The sequence below is a fragment of the Streptomyces sp. NPDC056061 genome (assembly GCF_042266885.1).
In the GTDB taxonomy this organism is placed as follows: domain Bacteria; phylum Actinomycetota; class Actinomycetes; order Streptomycetales; family Streptomycetaceae; genus Streptomyces.
In genome coordinates, this window is the sequence record NZ_JBHJWQ010000013.1 from 56,013 (window position 1) to 74,692 (window position 18,680).

Consider the following 18,680-nt stretch of genomic DNA (forward strand, 5'->3'; position numbering starts at 1 on the left):
CCAATGACCTCCTCTTCTTCCCTTCCCCAGGACGCGCGGAATGCGCGGAGTGCCACGGAGAATGTCACCGAGAGCCTCACCGAGGGCCTCCGGGCCGACGCCCTGATGGAAGAGGACGTCGCCTGGAGCCACGAGATCGACACGGAGCGGGACGGCGAACAGTTCGACCGCTCCGAGCGCGCCGCGCTGCGGCGTGTCGCGGGACTCTCCACCGAGCTCGAGGACGTCACCGAGGTCGAGTACCGGCAGCTGCGCCTGGAGCGCGTGGTGCTGATCGGTGTCTGGACCTCGGGGACCGCCCGCGACGCGGAGAATTCCCTCGCGGAGCTCGCCGCGCTGGCCGAGACGGCCGGAGCCATGGTGCTCGACGCCGTATACCAGCGCCGTGACAAGCCGGACCCGGCCACCTACATCGGTTCCGGCAAGGCACTCGAACTGCGTGACATCGTCCTCGAATCGGGGGCCGACACCGTCGTCTGCGACGGTGAGCTCAGCCCCGGCCAGCTGATCCACCTGGAGGACGTCGTCAAGGTCAAGGTGGTCGACCGGACCGCCCTGATCCTCGACATCTTCGCCCAGCACGCCAAGTCCCGCGAGGGCAAGGCGCAGGTCTCGCTGGCGCAGATGCAGTACATGCTGCCGCGCCTGCGCGGCTGGGGTCAGTCGCTCTCCCGCCAGATGGGCGGCGGCGGCTCCAGCGGCGGGGGCGGCATGGCCACCCGTGGTCCCGGTGAGACCAAGATCGAGACCGACCGGCGACGGATCCGCGAGAAGATGGCGAAGATGCGCCGGGAGATCGCGGAGATGAAGACCGGCCGCGAGATCAAGCGCCAGGAGCGCAAGCGCAACAAGGTGCCCTCGGTCGCCATCGCCGGCTACACCAACGCGGGCAAGTCCTCGCTGCTCAACCGCCTCACCGGGGCCGGCGTCCTGGTGGAGAACGCGCTGTTCGCCACCCTGGACCCGACCGTGCGCCGGGCCGAGACACCGAGCGGCCGGATCTACACCCTCGCGGACACCGTCGGGTTCGTCCGGCACCTGCCGCATCACCTCGTCGAGGCGTTCCGCTCCACCATGGAGGAGGTCGGAGAGTCCGACCTGATCCTGCACGTGGTGGACGGCTCCCACCCGGCACCGGAGGAGCAGCTGGCCGCGGTGCGCGAGGTGATCCGCGACGTCGGCGCGGTGAACGTGCCCGAGATCGTGGTGGTCAACAAGGCGGATGCCGCCGACCCGCTGGTGCTCCAGCGCCTGCTGCGCGTCGAGAAGCACGCGATCGCGGTCTCGGCACGCTCCGGTGACGGCATCGAGGAACTGCTCGCCCTGATCGACACCGAACTGCCCAGGCCGTCGGTCGAGATCGAGGCGCTCGTGCCCTACACCCGGGGCGGTCTCGTCTCCCGGGTGCACGCCGAGGGCGAGGTGATCTCCGAGGAGCACACGTCGGAGGGCACCCTGCTCAGGGCCCGGGTCCACGAGGAACTGGCCGCGGAGCTCTCCGCGTTCGTCCCCGTGGCGCACTGACGGCCGACCCCGCACGGACCGGAGGCCCGTTCCCCACCCGGGGAACGGGCCTCCGGCATGATCCATCGCCTGCCGCCGTCGGCGGGCGGACCTCCTGCTCATCGCGTCGAAGGCGCCCTGCGCCCCGGCCGGGGCGGGTACCGGGGAACCGGGGAACCGGCCCGAGGCCACCGGGCCGACGGAGTCGTCGAAACCGGCGCGAAGCCGCCGTCGTCACCCCGCCCGAACCGGCCGCCGTCCCGAATCGCCATGAGTGAGTCACGCGGAGCGGCGGCCGGATCCGTCGTGTACGTGTGCCCGCCCCATGGCGGAGCGGGCCGTGCGTCCGCCCAGGACCGGGCCCGGTTCCGGCCGCGGTGATCGCGGCCGGACGGTGGGGGCCCCGTGGGCGGGTGCCGCACGGGGCCCTGTCCACCGTCACCGGTGGTGCCGAACCGACGTCGCCGTCACCGCCGCAGGGACACAAGGCCCTTCGTCACTGTCCCGCGTACTTCTTGCTGACCGCCTCGTAGACGCCCTTGGCCTCCTTGCCGAGTCGCGGCCCGGCCAGCCATCCGGCCTGCACCGGCCCGATGGAGGTGTTCGACACCAGCGCGGGCTTGCCGTCCCGGCCGGGCGCGACCCAGCCGCCGCCGGAGGAGCCGCCGGTCATGGTGCAGCCGATGCGGTACATCGTCGGGTCCTGCGCCGTCAGCGACAGCCGGCCCGGCTTGCCCGCGCACTGGAACGCCTTCTGGCCGTCGTACGGCGGAGCCGCCGGGAATCCGGTCGCGGTCATGGTGTCGATCTTGGGCACGGCCGGGGCGTCGAACTCGACGGGCAGCGCGGATCCGACCGTCTCCTCCAGTGACTTGCCCGTCGAACCCTTCTCCGGCGTGACGTGCAGCACCGCGAAGTCGTACGGGGCGCCCTGCCCGCCCACCGAGGAACCCTGCGAGATCCACTGGTCGGAGGTCTGTGCCCACTGGCCCCACCACACGCCGTAGGGGGCGATCTGCTGCTTCGTCGCCTTCTTGAGTTCGGTGAGCGACATGCCCTGGTTGTTGTAGGAGGGAACGAAGGCGATATTGCGGTACCAGCCGCCCTTCTTCCCGGCGTGCACGCAGTGCCCCGCCGTCCACACCAGGTTGGACTTGCCGGGGTGCGCCGGGTCCTGCACCACGGTCGCGGAGCACACCATGGAACCCTCGGGGCTGTCGAAGAGCAGCTTCCCGGACTCCGCGGCGTTGGCGTGGTACGGAGTCGCGACACCGACGGCCTGAACCGGTGCGGGCGTCGGGTCCGTCACACCGGTGTCGCCCGAGATGTCGTTGTCGACCGGCTTCTCGGGCGACTTGTCCGCGTCGCGCATCCGGTCCGGGTCCCAGAGGTCCTCGATGATCGGATTGACGAAGTCCTTGGCCTCACGCAGCCACTTGTCCTTGTCCCAGTTCTTCCACTCGCCGTTCCGCCACCGGTCGACGTCGATCCCGTGCTCCTTGAGCCGGTCCTTCAGGTCGTCCGGGATGGTGATCTTGCCGTCCGACGCCTGGCTCGCGGCATTGCCCGGCTGGGCACCCGTGTCTTCTTCCGGACCGCAGGCGGTGGCGGTGAGCGCGAGGACGGCGGTGACCGCTGCCACCGTGAGCGCCGAGGAGCGCGTGCGGCGTGCGCCCCCCTGCCGTGCGGCGCGCGCCGGTCGAATGAGTCGCATGTGGTGATCCCCCTGGGACTTCGTAACTCAACACTTCGGTACCGCACTTCGGCACTGATCCGGACCGCCCTTCTCGAACGCCCTGTGGAAATCCGATGAACTGCCCGAGTGCTCCGTGCGGCCCCCCACTATGCCGGTGCCGATGGGGACGACATGAGGCAGGTCCGTGGTTCCACCTCCGCAAGGATCTTCGGATACGCCCGTGATCCGCGGCGCCCGGCGTCGTTGGTACGTACGAGGGACCGCGGGGCCGGCGTTCGTTCCCCGGTCCGTCCCCGACACCGGCGCGTCACACCGACGCGCCGGACGCGCGACGCAACCGTTACAGCGGGAGGACCGACAGCCGTGGCCGTGACCGAACCAGCTCCGGTGGCAGCACCGGCGGTGCATGAGGGGATCCTGCGCCGCCAGTCGATGCGCGAGTCCGCCGCCCGTACCTACGCGCGCTCCCTGCCGATCGTTCCGGTCCGGGCCCGGGGGATGACCATCGAGGGCGCGGACGGGCGGCGATACCTCGACTGCCTCTCCGGAGCGGGCACGCTCGCCCTCGGCCACAACCACCCGGTGGTCCTGGAGGCCATCAAGAAGGTGCTCGACTCGGGTGCGCCGCTGCACGTCCTCGATCTCGCCACGCCGGTCAAGGACGCCTTCACCACGGAGCTGTTCGCCACTCTGCCGGGGGAGTTCGCGGACGACGCCCGGATCCAGTTCTGCGGACCCGCCGGAACGGATGCCGTCGAAGCGGCCTTCAAGCTGGTCCGCGCCGCCACCGGCCGTGACGGACTCCTCGCCTTCACCGGCGCCTACCACGGGATGACCGCGGGCGCCCTGGCCGCCTCCGGCGGTGCCGAGGACGTGCGGGTGACCCGGCTGCCCTTCCCGCGCAGCTACCGCTGCCCCTTCGGCATCGGCGGCGAGCGCGGCGCGGAGACCGCCGCCCGGTGGGCCGAGAATCTCCTCGACGACCCCAAGGGCGGCGTTCCCGCACCGGCCGGGATGATCCTCGAACCCGTGCAGGGGGAGGGCGGGGTGAACCCCGCCCCCGACGACTGGATGCGCCGCATGCGCGAGATCACCCGCTCCCGGTCCGTCCCCCTGATCGCCGACGAGGTCCAGACGGGCGTCGGCCGCACCGGCGCCTTCTGGGCCGTCGAGCACAGCGGGATCACCCCCGACGTGATGGTGTTGTCCAAGGCCATCGGCGGCTCCCTCCCGCTCGCCGTGATCGTCTACTGCTCCGATCTCGACACCTGGCAGCCCGGTGCCCACGCAGGCACCTTCCGGGGCAATCAGCTCGCGATGGCCGCCGGCACGGCCACCCTTTCCTTCGTCCGGGAGAACCGGCTCGCCGAGCGCGCGGCGACGCTCGGCGCCCGCATGCTCGCCCGCCTCCAGGGGCTGGCGACGGAACACCCCTGCATCGGGGACGTCCGGGGCCGGGGACTGATGATCGGGGTGGAACTCGTCGATCCCGGCGTCCCGGCCCCGGACGGCAGCCCCGAACCACCGCCCGCCCCCGCCCTCGCCGCCGCCGTCCAGCAGGAATGCCTGCGCCGCGGACTCATCGTCGAACTCGGCGGACGCCACTCCACCGTCGTTCGGCTCCTTCCGCCCCTGACCCTCACCGACGAACAGGCAACAGCGGTCGTGGACCGCCTAGCCGACGCCCTGGCGGCCGCCGAGCGGCTGCCGCACCGCCGGATCGCGACCGGGTCGATCCTCTGACCCGGCCACCATCACAAGGAAGACCGCTGTGAACCCCACTCCCGCGCCCGAGGCCGACGGCCCTCTCCCCATGCCGCAGTCGGCACAGGCCGGACACACCGGAAACCTCGTCGCCGAGCACACCGTGCCGCGTCAGAAGGCAGCTCCGCACGACGAGCAGTACACCGTCGCACCGGCCATGGACGTCGGTGCGGCACCGGTCCACCACTTCGGCCATCCGGACCCGCTCGACCATCCGGACCCGCTGCGCGCCGCCGACACGGCGGGCGTCGAGAACCTGCTCCGCTGCTGGGTCCGGGAGAGCGGCCGGACCCGTCCGGAGACGCACGTACTGCGCATCCCCCTACCCGCGAGCGGGACGGCGCTGCTCGTTCCCGTCGTGCACTGGTCCGCCACCGGGTGGCACCGATTCGGCGTGCCCGCCCTGGAGGGGGCTCCCGCAGGGGCTCCCTCCGTCGACGCCGTCACCGTCGCGGCGCTGCTCGGCCGCGAGGCAGACCGCGACGAGGGGGCCGACATGGTCGCCCGGGTCGCCGACTCGGTACGGCGCACCGCCGGGTTCATCGCGGAACGACGCCGTGCCCCCGAGGCCCCCGCGGAGGCGGACCTCTTCCTCGCCGCCGAACAGTCCTTGCTCCTCGGCCATCCGCTCCATCCCACGCCCAAGAGCCGCGAGGGCCTCTCCGACGCCGAATCCCGCCGCTACTCGCCCGAGTCGCACGGCTCCTTCCCCCTGCACTGGATGGCCGTCGACCGGTCCGTCCTGGCCACCGACTCCGCCTGGACGGACCGGGGCCGCCCGGTATCCGCCGCGGAACTGCTCGCCGCACGGGCCGAAGGGCTGCGGCTCCCCGCGAACACCGCGCCACTGCCGCTCCACCCCTGGCAGGCACGCGACCTGGCGCACCGCCCCGAAGCCGCCGCGCTGCTCGACGCCGGGCTCCTCCACGACCTCGGACCGCACGGTGGCCACTGGTACCCCACCTCGTCCGTCCGCACCGTGCACCGGCCCGGTGCCGAGGTCATGCTCAAGCTTTCCCTCGGCCTGCGCATCACCAACTCCCGCCGCGAGAACCTCCGCAAGGAACTCCATCGAGGAGTGGAGGTCCACCGGCTGCTGCGGACCGGACTCGCCGCGCAGTGGCACGCCGCCCACCCGGGCTTCGACATCGTCCGCGATCCCGCATGGCTCGCCGTCGACGGCCCGGACGGCGAACCCGTCACCGGACTCGACGTGATGCTCCGGCACAACCCGTTCGGTCCGCAGGACGACGCCGTCTGCGTCGCCGCGCTGACCGCGCCGCGCCCCTGGCCGGGCCGGACCGGCATGCACTCGCGCCTCGCCGCGGCCGTGCTCTCCCTGGCGGCCGCCACCGGAAGGCCCGTCGGAGCCGTGGCCACCGAATGGTTCCTGCGCTACCTCGACCGTGTCGTGCGCCCCGTGCTCTGGCTCGACGCCCACGCGGGCGTGGCACTCGAGGCGCACCAGCAGAACACCCTGGTCCTGCTCGACCACCACGGCTGGCCCGTCGGCGGCCGGTACCGGGACAACCAGGGCTACTACTTCCGCGAGTCCCACCGCGCCGTGCTGGAGCGCCGCCTCCCCGGCATCGGCACGGTCAGCGACACCTTCGTCTCCGACGCCGTCACCGACGAACGCTTCGCCTACTACCTCGGCATCAACAACGTCTTCGGGCTGATCGGGGCCTTCGGCGCCCAGCGCCTCGGCGACGAACAGGTCCTCATCGCGGCGTTCCGCAGGTTCCTCGTCTCGGCGACCGGGCTCGGTTCCCCCCTGCCCGGTCACCTCCTGGACCACGCGCACCTGCGGTGCAAGGCCAACCTGCTGACCCGGCTGCACGGCCTCGACGAACTCGTCGGTCCCGTCGACACCCAGTCCGTCTACGTCACCATCGCCAACCCGTTGCACGGCTGAAGGTCCATGAACTCCGCCTGAACCACCGAGAGGAGAACGTCACCGTGACTCCCGCCGAGGTACCCACCGGCGCCGGTACCGGAGCTGCCCCACAGACCGGCACCGACACCGGCGCCGAGGACACCCTGGACCTGCCGCTCCCCGAAGAACTCCTCGGCCTCCTCGGGGGCGGGGAGGAGACGGGGCCCGCCGCGACGGCCCGGGTGCAGGCCCCGGCACCGGACGCGCCGGTGTCATCGGTGCGGTCCGCGTCGTCCGTGCCGTCGGCACCGGGCGGCGGTGCGGACCCGGCGGGAGTCCCGGGAACGGCGGAGGGAAGGGCGGTTTCCTCCCGCCTGCTGGACCGGCCCGCCGAGTGGGGGCCCGTCACCACCCCGGCCGGTGTCTTCCAGCTCGTCCCCGTACGACTGGAACGCGACCTCGCCCTCATCAGCCGCTGGATGAACGACCCGGCGGTCGCCGCGTTCTGGGAACTCGCCGGAACCGAAGCGGTCACCGCCGACCACCTGCGTCCCCAACTCGACGGCGACGGACGCAGCCTCCCGTGCCTGGGCGTGCTGGCAGGCATCCCCATGAGCTACTGGGAGATCTACCGCGCGGATCTCGATCCACTGGCCCGCCACTACCCGGCACGCCCGCACGACACCGGAATCCACCTGCTCATCGGCGGTGTCGACCACCGCGGACGCGGACTGGGCACCACCCTGCTCAGGGCCGTCTCCGACCTCGTGCTCGACAACCGCCCCCTGTGCGCGCGGGTGGTCGCAGAGCCCGACCTGCGCAACACCCCGTCCGTCTCCGCCTTCATGAGCGCCGGCTTCCGCTTCTTCGCGGAGATCGAGCTCCCCGACAAACGAGCCGCCCTGATGGTCCGCGACCGAAGCCACCGTGACCAACTGTGAACGAACCACTGCGATACATACACCGCTCGAACCCCATCGGTTCCATCCCGAGGAGTCCCCGTGCCTACATATCCCGCGCGCAATGATTCGACGGAGTCCGCCGCGCTGCTCCGGACACCCGAACTGAACCGGACGGCCTGGGAGGGAGCCGCCGTCCGACTGCTCGCCAAGATGCTCGGGCAATTCGCCTACGAGGAAGTCATCGAGCCGGCGCGCCGGGCCGACGGCGCCGATACGTACGCGCTCGGCCTGGACGACGGAGGGATCCTGGTGTTCGAGGCGCGGCGAGGCGTCTACGGGGACTGGCTCGTCGTCCCCGACTCGATCGGGGAACTCCAAAGGTCCGCCCCGGACGCACCGGCCGGAACCGTCGACGACGACGAGCGGCACGAGGCGGGGGACCGGTTCCCCGCAGGCACCCGGGACACTCCGCCCGGACCGTCGGGCGACGACGACCGGGGCTCGCCCGCCGAACCGCTCCGGAACCCGGCCGCCGACGCGGTCCCATTCCGTGATCCGCTGCGGTTCCTCGCCCGTGCCCGTCGTCTCCTCGGGATCGACGGCGCCACGCTCGGCCACCTCATCCGCGAGGTCACCACCACCCTCGCCGCCGACGCCCGGCTCGACCACACCGCGCTCCCCGCCGCCCGGCTCGCCGAACTCGACTACGCCGAGCTGGAGGGCCACCAGACCGGCCACCCGTGGCTCGTCGCCAACAAGGGCCGCCTCGGCTTCTCGGCCACCGATGCGTCCCGTTACACACCCGAGGCCCGCACCCCCGTGCGACTACCGTGGATCGCGGTCTCCACCCGGATCGCCGCCTACCGGGGCGTGAACGGCCTGACCGCGCCGGAACAGCTGTACGCCCGGGAACTCGACCCGGCCGTCCGTGACTCCTTCGCCGCCGTGCTCCGCGCCCGCGGCCTCGATCCCGAGCACTACCTCTGTCTGCCCGTGCATCCCTGGCAGTGGGACGAATGGATCGTTCCGGTCTTCGCCCCGGCCATCGCCTCGGGCGACATCGTGCCGCTCCACACCGACGGCGACCTCCGGTTGCCGCAGCAGTCCATCCGCACCTTCGTCAACACGGCCCGCCCCGACCGGCACACCGTGAAGCTGCCGCTGTCGATCCTCAACACCCTGGTGTGGCGGGGACTGCCGACGGAGCGCACCCTCGCGGCCCCGGCCGTCACCGCCTGGGTCCAGGGACTGTGCGACCGGGACGCCTATCTGCGCGACACCTGCGGGGTCATCCTGCTCGGCGAGGTCGCCTCCGTGACCGTGGAGCACCCGCTCTACGACCACTTGCCGGAGACGCCGTACCAGTTCAAGGAGATCCTCGGCGCCATCTGGCGAGAACCGCTCCAGCCCCGGCTCGCGGGCGGCGAACGCGCCCGTACCCTCGCCTCTCTGCTGCACACCGATCCGCGCGGGCGTGCCTTCACGGCCGAGCTCGTCACCCGCTCCGGGCTCGCCCCGGCCATATGGCTGACCCGGCTGTTCGCCGCGTTGCTGCCCCCGCTGCTGCACTTTCTCTACCGCTACGGCACCGTCTTCTCCCCGCACGGCGAGAACGCCATCGTCGTCTTCGACGACCGGGACGTACCCGTACGGCTGGCGATCAAGGACTTCGTGGACGACGTGAACGTCAGCGCCGAGCCGCTGCCGGAACACGGCTCCATGCCGGCCGACGTGCGCGAGGTCCTGCTCACCGAGCCGCCGTCCTTCCTCACCCAGTTCATCCATGCCGGACTGTTCATCGGCGTCTTCCGCTTCCTGTCCCCGCTGTGCGAGGAACAACTGGGAGTGTCCGAGGACGAATTCTGGTCACTCGTGCGGGCCGAGATCCTGAGGTACCAGGCCCGCTTCCCCGAGCTGAAGGAGCGGTTCGAGATGTTCGACATGCTGACGCCACGCATCGACCGCCTCTGTCTCAACCGCAACCGTCTGCACGTGGACGGCTACCGCGACCGCCCGGGGCGCCCGCACGCGGCCGTCCACGGAAGTGTCCCGAATCCGCTCCACCCCGTTGATTCCGACCGGGAGTGATCGCCGTTGTCAGTGGCGCCCCGTAGGGTGGTCGGGCTATGACGAAGCCATCCCTCCCCGAGCTCCTCCACGCCGCCGTGACCGCCGTCGGCGGTACGGAACGCCCAGGCCAGGCCGCCATGGCCGAGGCCGTCGCCGAGGCCGTCGACGACAACTCCCATCTGCTCGTCCAGGCCGGGACCGGCACGGGCAAGTCCCTCGGCTATCTGGTGCCCGCGCTGGCGCACGGGGAGCGCGTCGTGGTGGCCACGGCGACCCTGGCGCTGCAACGCCAGCTCGTAGAACGAGATCTTCCGCGCACGGTCGACGCCCTGCACCCGCTGCTGCGCAGACGTCCGCAGTTCGCCATGCTCAAGGGCCGCTCGAACTACCTGTGTCTGCACCGGCTCCACGAAGGGGTGCCGCAGGACGAGGAGGAGGGGCTGTTCGACCAGTTCGAGGCGGCGGCCCCGTCGAGCAAGCTCGGCCAGGACCTGCTGCGACTGCGGGACTGGTCGGACGATACGGAGAGCGGGGATCGCGACGACCTCACCCCGGGCGTCTCCGACCGCGCCTGGGCGCAGGTCTCCGTCTCCTCGCGCGAGTGCCTGGGCGCCACCAAGTGTGCCTACGGCGCGGAGTGCTTCGCGGAGGCGGCTCGTGAGCGGGCCAAGCTCGCCGATGTCGTCGTCACCAATCACGCTCTGCTGGCCATCGACGCCATCGAAGGCGCCCCGGTGCTCCCGCAGCACGAGGTGCTGATCATCGACGAGGCCCATGAGCTGGTCTCCAGGGTCACCGGGGCGGCCACCGGCGAGCTCACCCCCGGCCAGGTCAACCGGGCCGTGCGCCGGGCGGCGAAGTTGGTGAACGAGAAGGCCGCCGACGCCCTGCAGACGGCGTCGGAGGGCTTCGAGCGGGTGATGGAGCTGGCGCTCCCCGGCCGCCTGGAGGAGATTCCCGAGGACCTCGGCTACGCACTGCTTGCGCTCCGCGACGCCGCGCGCACGGTGATCTCGGCCATGGGCGCCACGCGTGACAAGTCCGTCCAGGACGAGGACGCCGTGCGCAAGCAGGCGCTCGCCTCGGTGGAGACGATCCACGGCGTCGCCGAGCGCATCACCCAGGGTTCGGAGTACGACGTGGTCTGGTACGAGCGCCACGACCGCTTCGGCGCCTCCCTGAGAGTCGCCCCGCTCTCGGTCTCCGGGCTGCTGCGCGAGAAGCTCTTCGCCGACCGGTCCGTCGTCCTCACCTCGGCCACCCTCAAGCTCGGCGGCGACTTCAACGGGGTGGGAGCGTCGCTCGGACTCGCACCCGAGGGCACCGAGGGCGACGACCTCCCGCAGTGGAAGGGACTCGACGTCGGGTCGCCGTTCGACTACCCGAAGCAGGGCATCCTGTACGTCGCCCGGCATCTGGCCACGCCCGGGCGGGAGGCGTCCCGTACCGACATGCTGGACGAGCTCGCCGAGCTGGTGGAGGCTGCCGGCGGGCGCACGCTCGGGCTGTTTTCCTCGATGCGAGCGGCTCAGGCTGCCGCGGAGGAACTGCGGGGCCGGCTCGACAAGCCGATTCTGCTCCAGGGCGAGGAGACGCTGGGCGAGCTGATCAAGAACTTCGCGGCCGATCCCGGGACCTGCCTCTTCGGCACACTGTCGCTCTGGCAGGGCGTGGATGTCCCCGGCCCGAGCTGCCAGCTGGTGGTCATGGACCGGATTCCCTTCCCGCGCCCCGACGACCCGCTGATGAGCGCGCGCCAGAAGGCGGTGGAGGAGGCCGGTGGCAACGGTTTCATGGCTGTCGCGGCGACACACGCGGCGCTGCTGATGGCTCAGGGTGCCGGCCGGCTCGTACGGGCCACGGGAGACAAGGGCGTGGTCGCGGTCCTGGACCCACGACTGGCCAACGCCAGGTACGGCAGCTATCTGCGCGCCTCGCTGCCCGATTTCTGGTACACGACCGATCGCAACCAGGTGCGCCGTTCACTCGCGGCGATCGACGCGGCGGCCAAGAGCGACGGGCGGTAGGACACGATCCGGCCGGAGCGTCACGCATGCTGTCGGCCGCCTGCACGCCGGGCGGCCGAGCAGCGGTCGGGCGGCGCCCATCGCGCGGGCGCCGGGACGGCGGAGCGCGGCCAGGTTCCCGGGCTGCTCGTTCCTCGGGGCGGAGCGGGGCAGGGCATCCGCCGGAGGCGGGACTGCTCACGCGGGGCTGCGGACGTACGGGAGCCCCGGGACCAGCGCACTGCTGCGGTGGACTCCGGGGCCCTGCCAGGAGCGACGCGCGGTCAGACGCGCCGCAGCACCGCTACCACCTTGCCGAGGATCGTCGCCTCGTCACCCGGAATCGGCTGGTATGCGGCGTTGTGGGGGAGCAGCCACACGTGCCCGTCCTCCCGCTTGAAGCGCTTGACCGTGGCCTCGCCATCGAGCATGGCCGCCACGATGTCGCCGTTCTCAGCCACGGGCTGGCGGCGCACCGTGACCCAGTCGCCGTCGCAGATCGCCGCCTCGACCATCGAGTCACCGACGACCTTGAGGACGAAGAGTTCGCCGTCACCGACCAGCTGGCGGGGGAGCGGGAAGACGTCCTCGACCGACTCCTCTGCGAGGATCGGACCGCCGGCCGCGATCCGGCCGACGAGCGGCACGTAGGACGCCGCGGGCTTGCCGGTCGTATCGGTGGGCTGCGTGCTGGGCTGGTCCGAACCGCGGACTTCGTACGCCCGCGGGCGGTGCGGGTCGCGGCGGAGGAAGCCCTTGCGCTCCAGTGCCATCAACTGGTGGGCCACGGAGGACGTGCTGGACAGCCCCACCGCCTGGCCGATCTCCCGCATCGAGGGCGGGTAGCCACGCCGCTGCACGGAGTCCCGGATCACTTCGATCACCCGCCGCTGCCGGTCCGTGAGCCCCGAGCTGTCCGCCCGGATCCCTGGAGGTCGACCGGGCAGCGAGCGTGCTGGGCGCATGGGTTCCGGCCCCTCCGTGCTCGTGACGTGGTCATTCATGGCGTGTACCGGCTCAAGACGGCTCTGGGAGCGGTCCTGCACAGTGATGGTGGCACTGTCTGCGGTGGTGGTCACGTCAGCCCCTCTCGAATGGTCTCCCTGGCTGGACAACGGTAGTAGCTTTCGAAAGGTTGCGCCAAACACACGTTCGAGTGAAAAACGAATAAAAGCCTGTCCTTGGCTCATCGCTGGGTGTATGCGCGATCTGGGGCGGTCGATGCACGGCCGGTGCGCGCGGTCGCCCGCACGGGCGAGCGGCCCTCCCGGCCTCGCGGACTTCCGCGTGGCGGGTGGGCGGGGTCGCGTGCGAAGCTGCCGCGTCCCGCGGGGCTGTCGGATCATCACGGTAGCGTCCGGGTGGCCGGAGCCGCCACGCGGGAGATTTCCCGGTCCGTCGCGCGAGTTCCGTGACGGCCCCCGCAATGCCGGCGGCAGGGTGGTTCCCGTACCCTCTTGCTCGGCCGTAGGCTGCCTGCCGGATGTCCGCGAACCGCGACACGCTACAGGGCCGAATGCGCGACCAAACCCAAGATCTAGTGGTTGGATTGTCTCGGCCGCCCAGAAGTAGTGGTCCCTGGTCCATCGGGGGTACGGCCATCGCCTATGCTTGTGATTGCTTCGAGAGGCCCCGACGGGCCTCGAAGAGGCTGTTCAGTCGTGCTGTGAAGGAGGGTTGGGAGCCATGCACTGCCCCTTCTGCAGGCACCCCGACAGCCGGGTCGTCGACAGTCGCACCACCGATGACGGCACGTCGATCCGCCGCCGCCGCCAGTGCCCCGACTGCTCCCGCCGTTTCACGACGGTGGAGACCTGCTCGCTGATGGTGGTCAAGCGCAGCGGTGTGACCGAACCCTTCAGTCGGACCAAGGTCATCTCCGGGGTGCGCAAGGCGTGCCAGGGGCGACCGGTCACCGAGGACGCCCTCGCCAAGCTCGGCCAGCGGGTCGAGGAGGCGGTGCGCGCCACCGGCAGTGCCGAGCTGACCACCCATGACGTGGGCCTGGCGATCCTCGGCCCCCTGCGGGAACTCGACCTCGTCGCGTACCTGCGCTTCGCGTCCGTGTACCGGGCGTTCGACACACTTGAGGACTTCGAGGCCGCCATCGCGGAACTCCGCGAGCAGCGGCCTCCCACGGAGGGGAGCGGGACCGGCGCGGCCGTCGAGGTCCCCGTTCCCGCCGTCGCCGCCGACTGAGCGGCGCCCGCCGAATCCGGGGCACGGCCACGGACCGGCGGCAGGCGACTTCATGAACCCGCTCCGGGCGTCCCGCGTGGCGTCCGGAGCAGCAGAGACAGACTGTGCCCCGGGAAGTTCTGGGCACTTCAGGGCGTTTTTGCCCACATATGGGAGGCGGCATGACAGAGACGGCGAGCGGCCCGGCACGAGGTTCCCGCGCCAAGGGTTCCAAGGCGAGCAAGGGTCTGCGCATCGAGCGTGTCCACACCACCCCCGGCGTGCATCCGTACGACGAGGTGGTCTGGGAGCGCCGTGACGTCGTCATGACCAACTGGCGCGACGGTTCGATCAACTTCGAGCAGCGTGGCGTCGAGTTCCCCGACTTCTGGTCGGTGAACGCGGTCAACATCGTCACCAGCAAGTACTTCCGCGGGGCCGTCGGCACCCCGCAGCGCGAGACCGGTCTGCGGCAGCTCATCGACCGGATCGTGAAGACGTACCGCAAGGCCGGCGAGGACCACGCCTATTTCGCCTCCCCCGCGGACGCCGAGATCTTCGAGCACGAGCTGGCGTACGCCCTCCTGCACCAGATCTTCAGCTTCAACTCCCCGGTGTGGTTCAACGTCGGCACGCCCCAGCCGCAGCAGGTCTCGGCCTGCTTCATCCTGTCCGTCGACGACTCCATGGAGTCGATCCTCGACTGGTACAAGGAAGAGGGCATGATCTTCAAGGGCGGCTCCGGGGCCGGCCTGAACCTGTCCCGCATCCGCTCCTCCAAGGAACTGCTGTCCTCCGGCGGCAACGCCTCCGGCCCGGTCTCCTTCATGCGCGGCGCCGACGCCTCCGCCGGAACGATCAAGTCCGGTGGTGCCACCCGACGTGCGGCGAAGATGGTCATCCTCGACGTCGACCACCCCGACATCGAGAACTTCATCGAGACCAAGGTGAAGGAGGAGGAGAAGATCCGCGCCCTGCGCGACGCGGGCTTCGACATGGACCTGGGCGGCGACGACATCACGTCCGTCCAGTACCAGAACGCCAACAACTCGGTCCGCGTGAACGACGAGTTCATGAAGGCGGTCGAGTCGGGCGGCAAGTTCGGCCTGCGCGCCCGGATGACCGGCGAGGTCATCGAAGAGGTCGAGGCCAAGTCCCTCTTCCGCAAGATGGCCGAGGCCGCCTGGGCCTGCGCCGACCCGGGCATCCAGTACGACGACACGATCAACCACTGGCACACCTGCCCGGAGTCGGGCCGGATCAATGGGTCGAACCCGTGCAGCGAGTACATGCACCTGGACAACACCTCGTGCAACCTGGCCTCGCTGAATCTCATGAAGTTCCTCAAGGACGACGGCAAGGGCAACCAGTCCTTCGAGTCCGAGCGCTTCGCGAAGGTCGTCGAGCTGGTCATCACCGCGATGGACATCTCGATCTGCTTCGCCGACTTCCCCACCCAGAAGATCGGTGAAAACACCCGCGCCTTCCGCCAGCTGGGCATCGGCTACGCCAACCTGGGCGCCCTGCTGATGGCGACCGGCCACGCCTACGACAGCGACGGCGGCCGTGCCCTCGCCGGTGCCATCACCTCGCTGATGACCGGCACCTCGTACAAGCGCTCCGCCGAGCTGGCCGCGATCGTCGGTCCGTACGACGGCTACGCCCGCAACGCCGAGCCGCACCAGCGCGTCATGAAGCAGCACGCGGACGCCAACGCCGCCGCCGTGCACATGGACGACCTGGACAACTCGATCTGGGCCGCGGCGACGGAGGCCTGGCAGGACGTGATCCGCCTCGGGGCGAAGAACGGTTTCCGCAACGCGCAGGCGTCCGTCATCGCTCCGACCGGCACCATCGGCCTCGCCATGTCCTGTGACACCACCGGCCTGGAGCCCGACCTCGCCCTGGTCAAGTTCAAGAAGCTGGTCGGCGGCGGCTCGATGCAGATCGTCAACGGCACCGTTCCGCAGGCGCTGCGTCGCCTGGGGTACCCGGAGGAGCAGATCGAGGCGATCGTCGCGCACATCGCCGAGCACGGCAATGTGGTCGACGCCCCCGGTCTGAAGACCGAGCACTACGAGGTCTTCGACTGCGCGATGGGCGAGCGCTCCATCTCCGCGATGGGCCACGTCCGGATGATGGCCGCGATCCAGCCGTGGATCTCCGGCGCGCTCTCCAAGACGGTGAACCTGCCGGAGACGGCAACGGTCGAGGACGTCGAAGAGGTCTACTTCGAGGCGTGGAAGATGGGCGTCAAGGCGCTCGCCATCTACCGCGACAACTGCAAGGTCGGCCAGCCCCTCTCCGCGAAGACCAAGGAGAAGGAGAAGGCGGAGGTCACGGCCAAGGCCGAGGAGACAATCCGTACCGCGGTCGAGAAGGTCGTCGAGTACCGCCCGGTCCGCAAGCGCCTCCCCAAGGGCCGTCCGGGCATCACCACTTCCTTCACGGTGGGCGGCGCCGAGGGCTACATGACCGCCAATTCCTACCCGGACGACGGTCTCGGCGAGGTCTTCCTGAAGATGTCGAAGCAGGGCTCCACCCTCGCGGGCATGATGGACGCCTTCTCCATCGCCGTCTCGGTCGGCCTGCAGTACGGCGTTCCGCTGGAGACCTACGTCTCGAAGTTCACCAACATGCGCTTCGAGCCGGCCGGTATGACGGACGACCCGGACGTGCGGATGGCGCAGTCGATCGTCGACTACATCTTCCGCCGCCTCGCGCTGGACTTCCTGCCCTTCGAGACCCGCTCGGCGCTGGGCATCCACTCGGCCGAGGAGCGTCAGCGTCACCTCGACACCGGTTCGTACGAGCCCTCCCTGGAGGACGACGAGCTGGACGTCGAGAGCCTGGCCCAGTCCGCCCCGGTCCGGACGGAGCCGCTGAAGGCGGTCGCCGCGGTGCCGGAGGCCGAGAAGCCGGCGAAGACGGCGCACACCTCGGCGGAGCTCGTCGAGATGCAGCTGGGCATCAGCGCGGACGCGCCGCTCTGCTTCTCCTGCGGCACGAAGATGCAGCGTGCCGGGTCCTGCTACATCTGCGAGGGCTGCGGCTCGACCAGCGGCTGCAGCTGATAGCGGGTGCAATCTCGTCGGGCGCACACCGTCCGACGTAGCCCGCACGGGTAGCTGACCAGCGGCTCACGAAGGGGACCGGCACTCCGCCGGTCCCCTTCGTCATGCCGCAGGCCCGGGCGGCGTAACGGTCGTCGGCGCGGGCCGGCTCCCGAACCGGGACGCGGTGGTCCGGCCGCGTCCGCCGAGGAGCGGGCCGCTGCGGTGCACCGGCACTCAGGCACTCAGGCACTCCGGCGCTGCTCGGACGTGACGGGTCTGTTCGGGGCGGTTGGGTCGATCGCGTGACGGATCGCTTGGCGGGTTGTGAGGTGGGGCGTGCGGCGGGTCGTGTGGAGGCGGGGAAGCCGTCCCGACGATGCGATGCGCCCTCGACGGCATGGCCCGGACGATGCGATGCGTGCTCGACTGCGCGGCCAGAAGGCGCCCGAGGGCCGGTGCTCGTTCGGCTGTGCTCGGCCCGCTCGCCGTCGGCCGCTTCCGGCATGAGTCGCCCACTCGGCGTACGACGCGGGTTCCCCCGGACCTCTCGTCCGGCGGAACCCGCGCGCAGTCGGCCACAGGCTCACGAGGGACCGGTCGGTGGCCGTCCCCCTTCGTGTCCCGGCCGGTTCGCGGACCCGCGGGCAGCCCACGGCAGGGGCGGGAGCGATCCGGCGATGCTCGCGCGGATGCCGAGCCATGCCCGGCGGGGCATTGCTCGGAGGACCGGGCCCCGCACGCGGCGGGCGAGCCACCACGGGCCGGGCGTGGTCGTCCTGCGGCGGACGAGGTGTCACGCGCCGGGCGCGCGGCTCCCCATCGCCGCGGCGAACGATCCGGGATCGCCGTCGAAGCCCCGGACCATGGTGCGAAACTCCCACACTCCGGAGGAAGCGCGGACGAACTCGGCGACTGTCGCCGCCGTGGCGTCGCCCACCGCCGAGAAGTCCTCCTCCGAGAGGCTGGTGTAGCCCTCCCGGACCTGCACTCCGGTGTTCGCCACCTCACCGAACGTCTTACGGCCGTCGCGCTGCTGAATCGCGACCCCGACGACGACGCGCGCATAGCTGTCCGACAGTCGGCTCAGTTCGAGGGTCATGACCTCGTCGAAGCCGAAGCCCTGCCCCGTCGTGCTGTCGCGATTGAGATTGATGGTGCCGTCCGGCGAGCGGCTGTCGAAGTGCACGAGGTAGGCGGGGCTCCCGTAGGGGGCGTCCGCGGTGTAGGTTCCCGCGATGATGTCGAGGTCGTGGTCGGGGGCTCCGGGCGGGCTGGGATCCCATTTGAGCCTGACTTCGGCCTTCTCGATGTCCTTGTTGGGCGTGCTCATCGGACTTCCCTCCTTGGTTCGCCGCTGGGCCGCAGGGCGTTTTTACCACTCGATCATCTCGGCAACCGGCCGCGGAACCAACCGGGTTGGCCGCGAGTGGCGGAATCGGGCCACTTCCGCCGGTTCCTCCGGCCCGCGTGCTGTGGGACATGCCCTGCGGGCGGTGGATACGTGCCCGGCGTACGAGTCGTCTCCGAACGCGGTCCGGACCGTGCCCGGTTGATGCGGCGGCGGTGCGGCCGTGCGCGAACACCGCTTCCGGGGCGGCGGGTTCGAGCTGACTGCGCCGGGGCGTGACC

11 protein-coding genes are annotated in these 18,680 nt (G+C 70.8%); 8 read left to right on the forward strand and 3 right to left on the reverse strand.

Annotated features, from left to right (window positions below):
- The first annotated feature begins 3 nt into the window (after positions 1-3).
- Positions 4-1,524, forward strand: a complete 1,521-nt coding sequence (gene hflX / locus ACFC79_RS19690) for a GTPase HflX (RefSeq protein WP_376241764.1) — start codon at positions 4-6, stop codon at positions 1,522-1,524.
- Between the two features lie 475 nt (positions 1,525-1,999).
- Here the strand turns inward: hflX and ACFC79_RS19695 are convergent, their stop codons facing one another.
- Positions 2,000-3,217, reverse strand: coding sequence for a trypsin-like serine peptidase (locus ACFC79_RS19695; RefSeq protein WP_376241766.1), 1,218 nt, complete (start codon positions 3,215-3,217; stop codon positions 2,000-2,002).
- A gap of 345 nt (positions 3,218-3,562) precedes the next feature.
- Here ACFC79_RS19695 and ACFC79_RS19700 point away from each other — a divergent pair, with 345 nt between their 5' ends.
- From ACFC79_RS19700 to ACFC79_RS19720, 5 genes are read left to right on the forward strand one after another with little or no spacing between them, the layout of a single operon-like run.
- On the forward strand, positions 3,563-4,942 hold the full coding sequence (locus ACFC79_RS19700) for a diaminobutyrate--2-oxoglutarate transaminase family protein (RefSeq protein ID WP_376241768.1): 1,380 nt from the start codon (positions 3,563-3,565) through the stop codon (positions 4,940-4,942).
- Between the two features lie 28 nt (positions 4,943-4,970).
- Positions 4,971-6,878, forward strand: coding sequence for an IucA/IucC family protein (locus tag ACFC79_RS19705; RefSeq protein WP_376241770.1), 1,908 nt, complete (start codon positions 4,971-4,973; stop codon positions 6,876-6,878).
- 44 nt (positions 6,879-6,922) lie between these two features.
- Positions 6,923-7,780 (forward strand): GNAT family N-acetyltransferase, encoded by an 858-nt coding sequence (locus tag ACFC79_RS19710; protein ID WP_376241772.1) that lies wholly within the window; start codon positions 6,923-6,925, stop codon positions 7,778-7,780.
- Between the two features lie 60 nt (positions 7,781-7,840).
- Positions 7,841-9,829, forward strand: a complete 1,989-nt coding sequence (locus ACFC79_RS19715; protein ID WP_376241774.1) for an IucA/IucC family protein — start codon at positions 7,841-7,843, stop codon at positions 9,827-9,829.
- A gap of 38 nt (positions 9,830-9,867) precedes the next feature.
- Positions 9,868-11,838 (forward strand): ATP-dependent DNA helicase, encoded by a 1,971-nt coding sequence (locus tag ACFC79_RS19720; protein ID WP_376241776.1) that lies wholly within the window; start codon positions 9,868-9,870, stop codon positions 11,836-11,838.
- Between the two features lie 263 nt (positions 11,839-12,101).
- On the opposite strand, the gene lexA is transcribed toward ACFC79_RS19720, so the two are convergent.
- Positions 12,102-12,896 carry a transcriptional repressor LexA gene (gene lexA / locus ACFC79_RS19725; protein WP_376241778.1) on the reverse strand — a complete coding sequence of 265 codons (795 nt, stop codon included), beginning with the start codon at positions 12,894-12,896 and terminating at the stop codon, positions 12,102-12,104.
- Positions 12,897-13,503: 607 nt separating this feature from the next.
- On the opposite strand from lexA, the gene nrdR reads away from it, so the two are divergent.
- The gene (gene nrdR, locus ACFC79_RS19730) at positions 13,504-14,016 is read left to right on the forward strand and encodes a transcriptional regulator NrdR (RefSeq protein ID WP_376241780.1); all 513 of its coding nucleotides are present in this window, start codon (positions 13,504-13,506) and stop codon (positions 14,014-14,016) included.
- Positions 14,017-14,177: 161 nt separating this feature from the next.
- Positions 14,178-17,069: a vitamin B12-dependent ribonucleotide reductase gene (locus ACFC79_RS19735; RefSeq protein WP_376241782.1), complete on the forward strand. Its 2,892-nt coding sequence runs from the start codon at positions 14,178-14,180 to the stop codon at positions 17,067-17,069.
- 775 nt (positions 17,070-17,844) lie between these two features.
- Here the strand turns inward: ACFC79_RS19735 and ACFC79_RS19740 are convergent.
- Positions 17,845-18,381 (reverse strand): TerD family protein, encoded by a 537-nt coding sequence (locus ACFC79_RS19740; RefSeq protein ID WP_376241784.1) that lies wholly within the window; start codon positions 18,379-18,381, stop codon positions 17,845-17,847.
- Positions 18,382-18,680 lie beyond the last annotated feature (299 nt).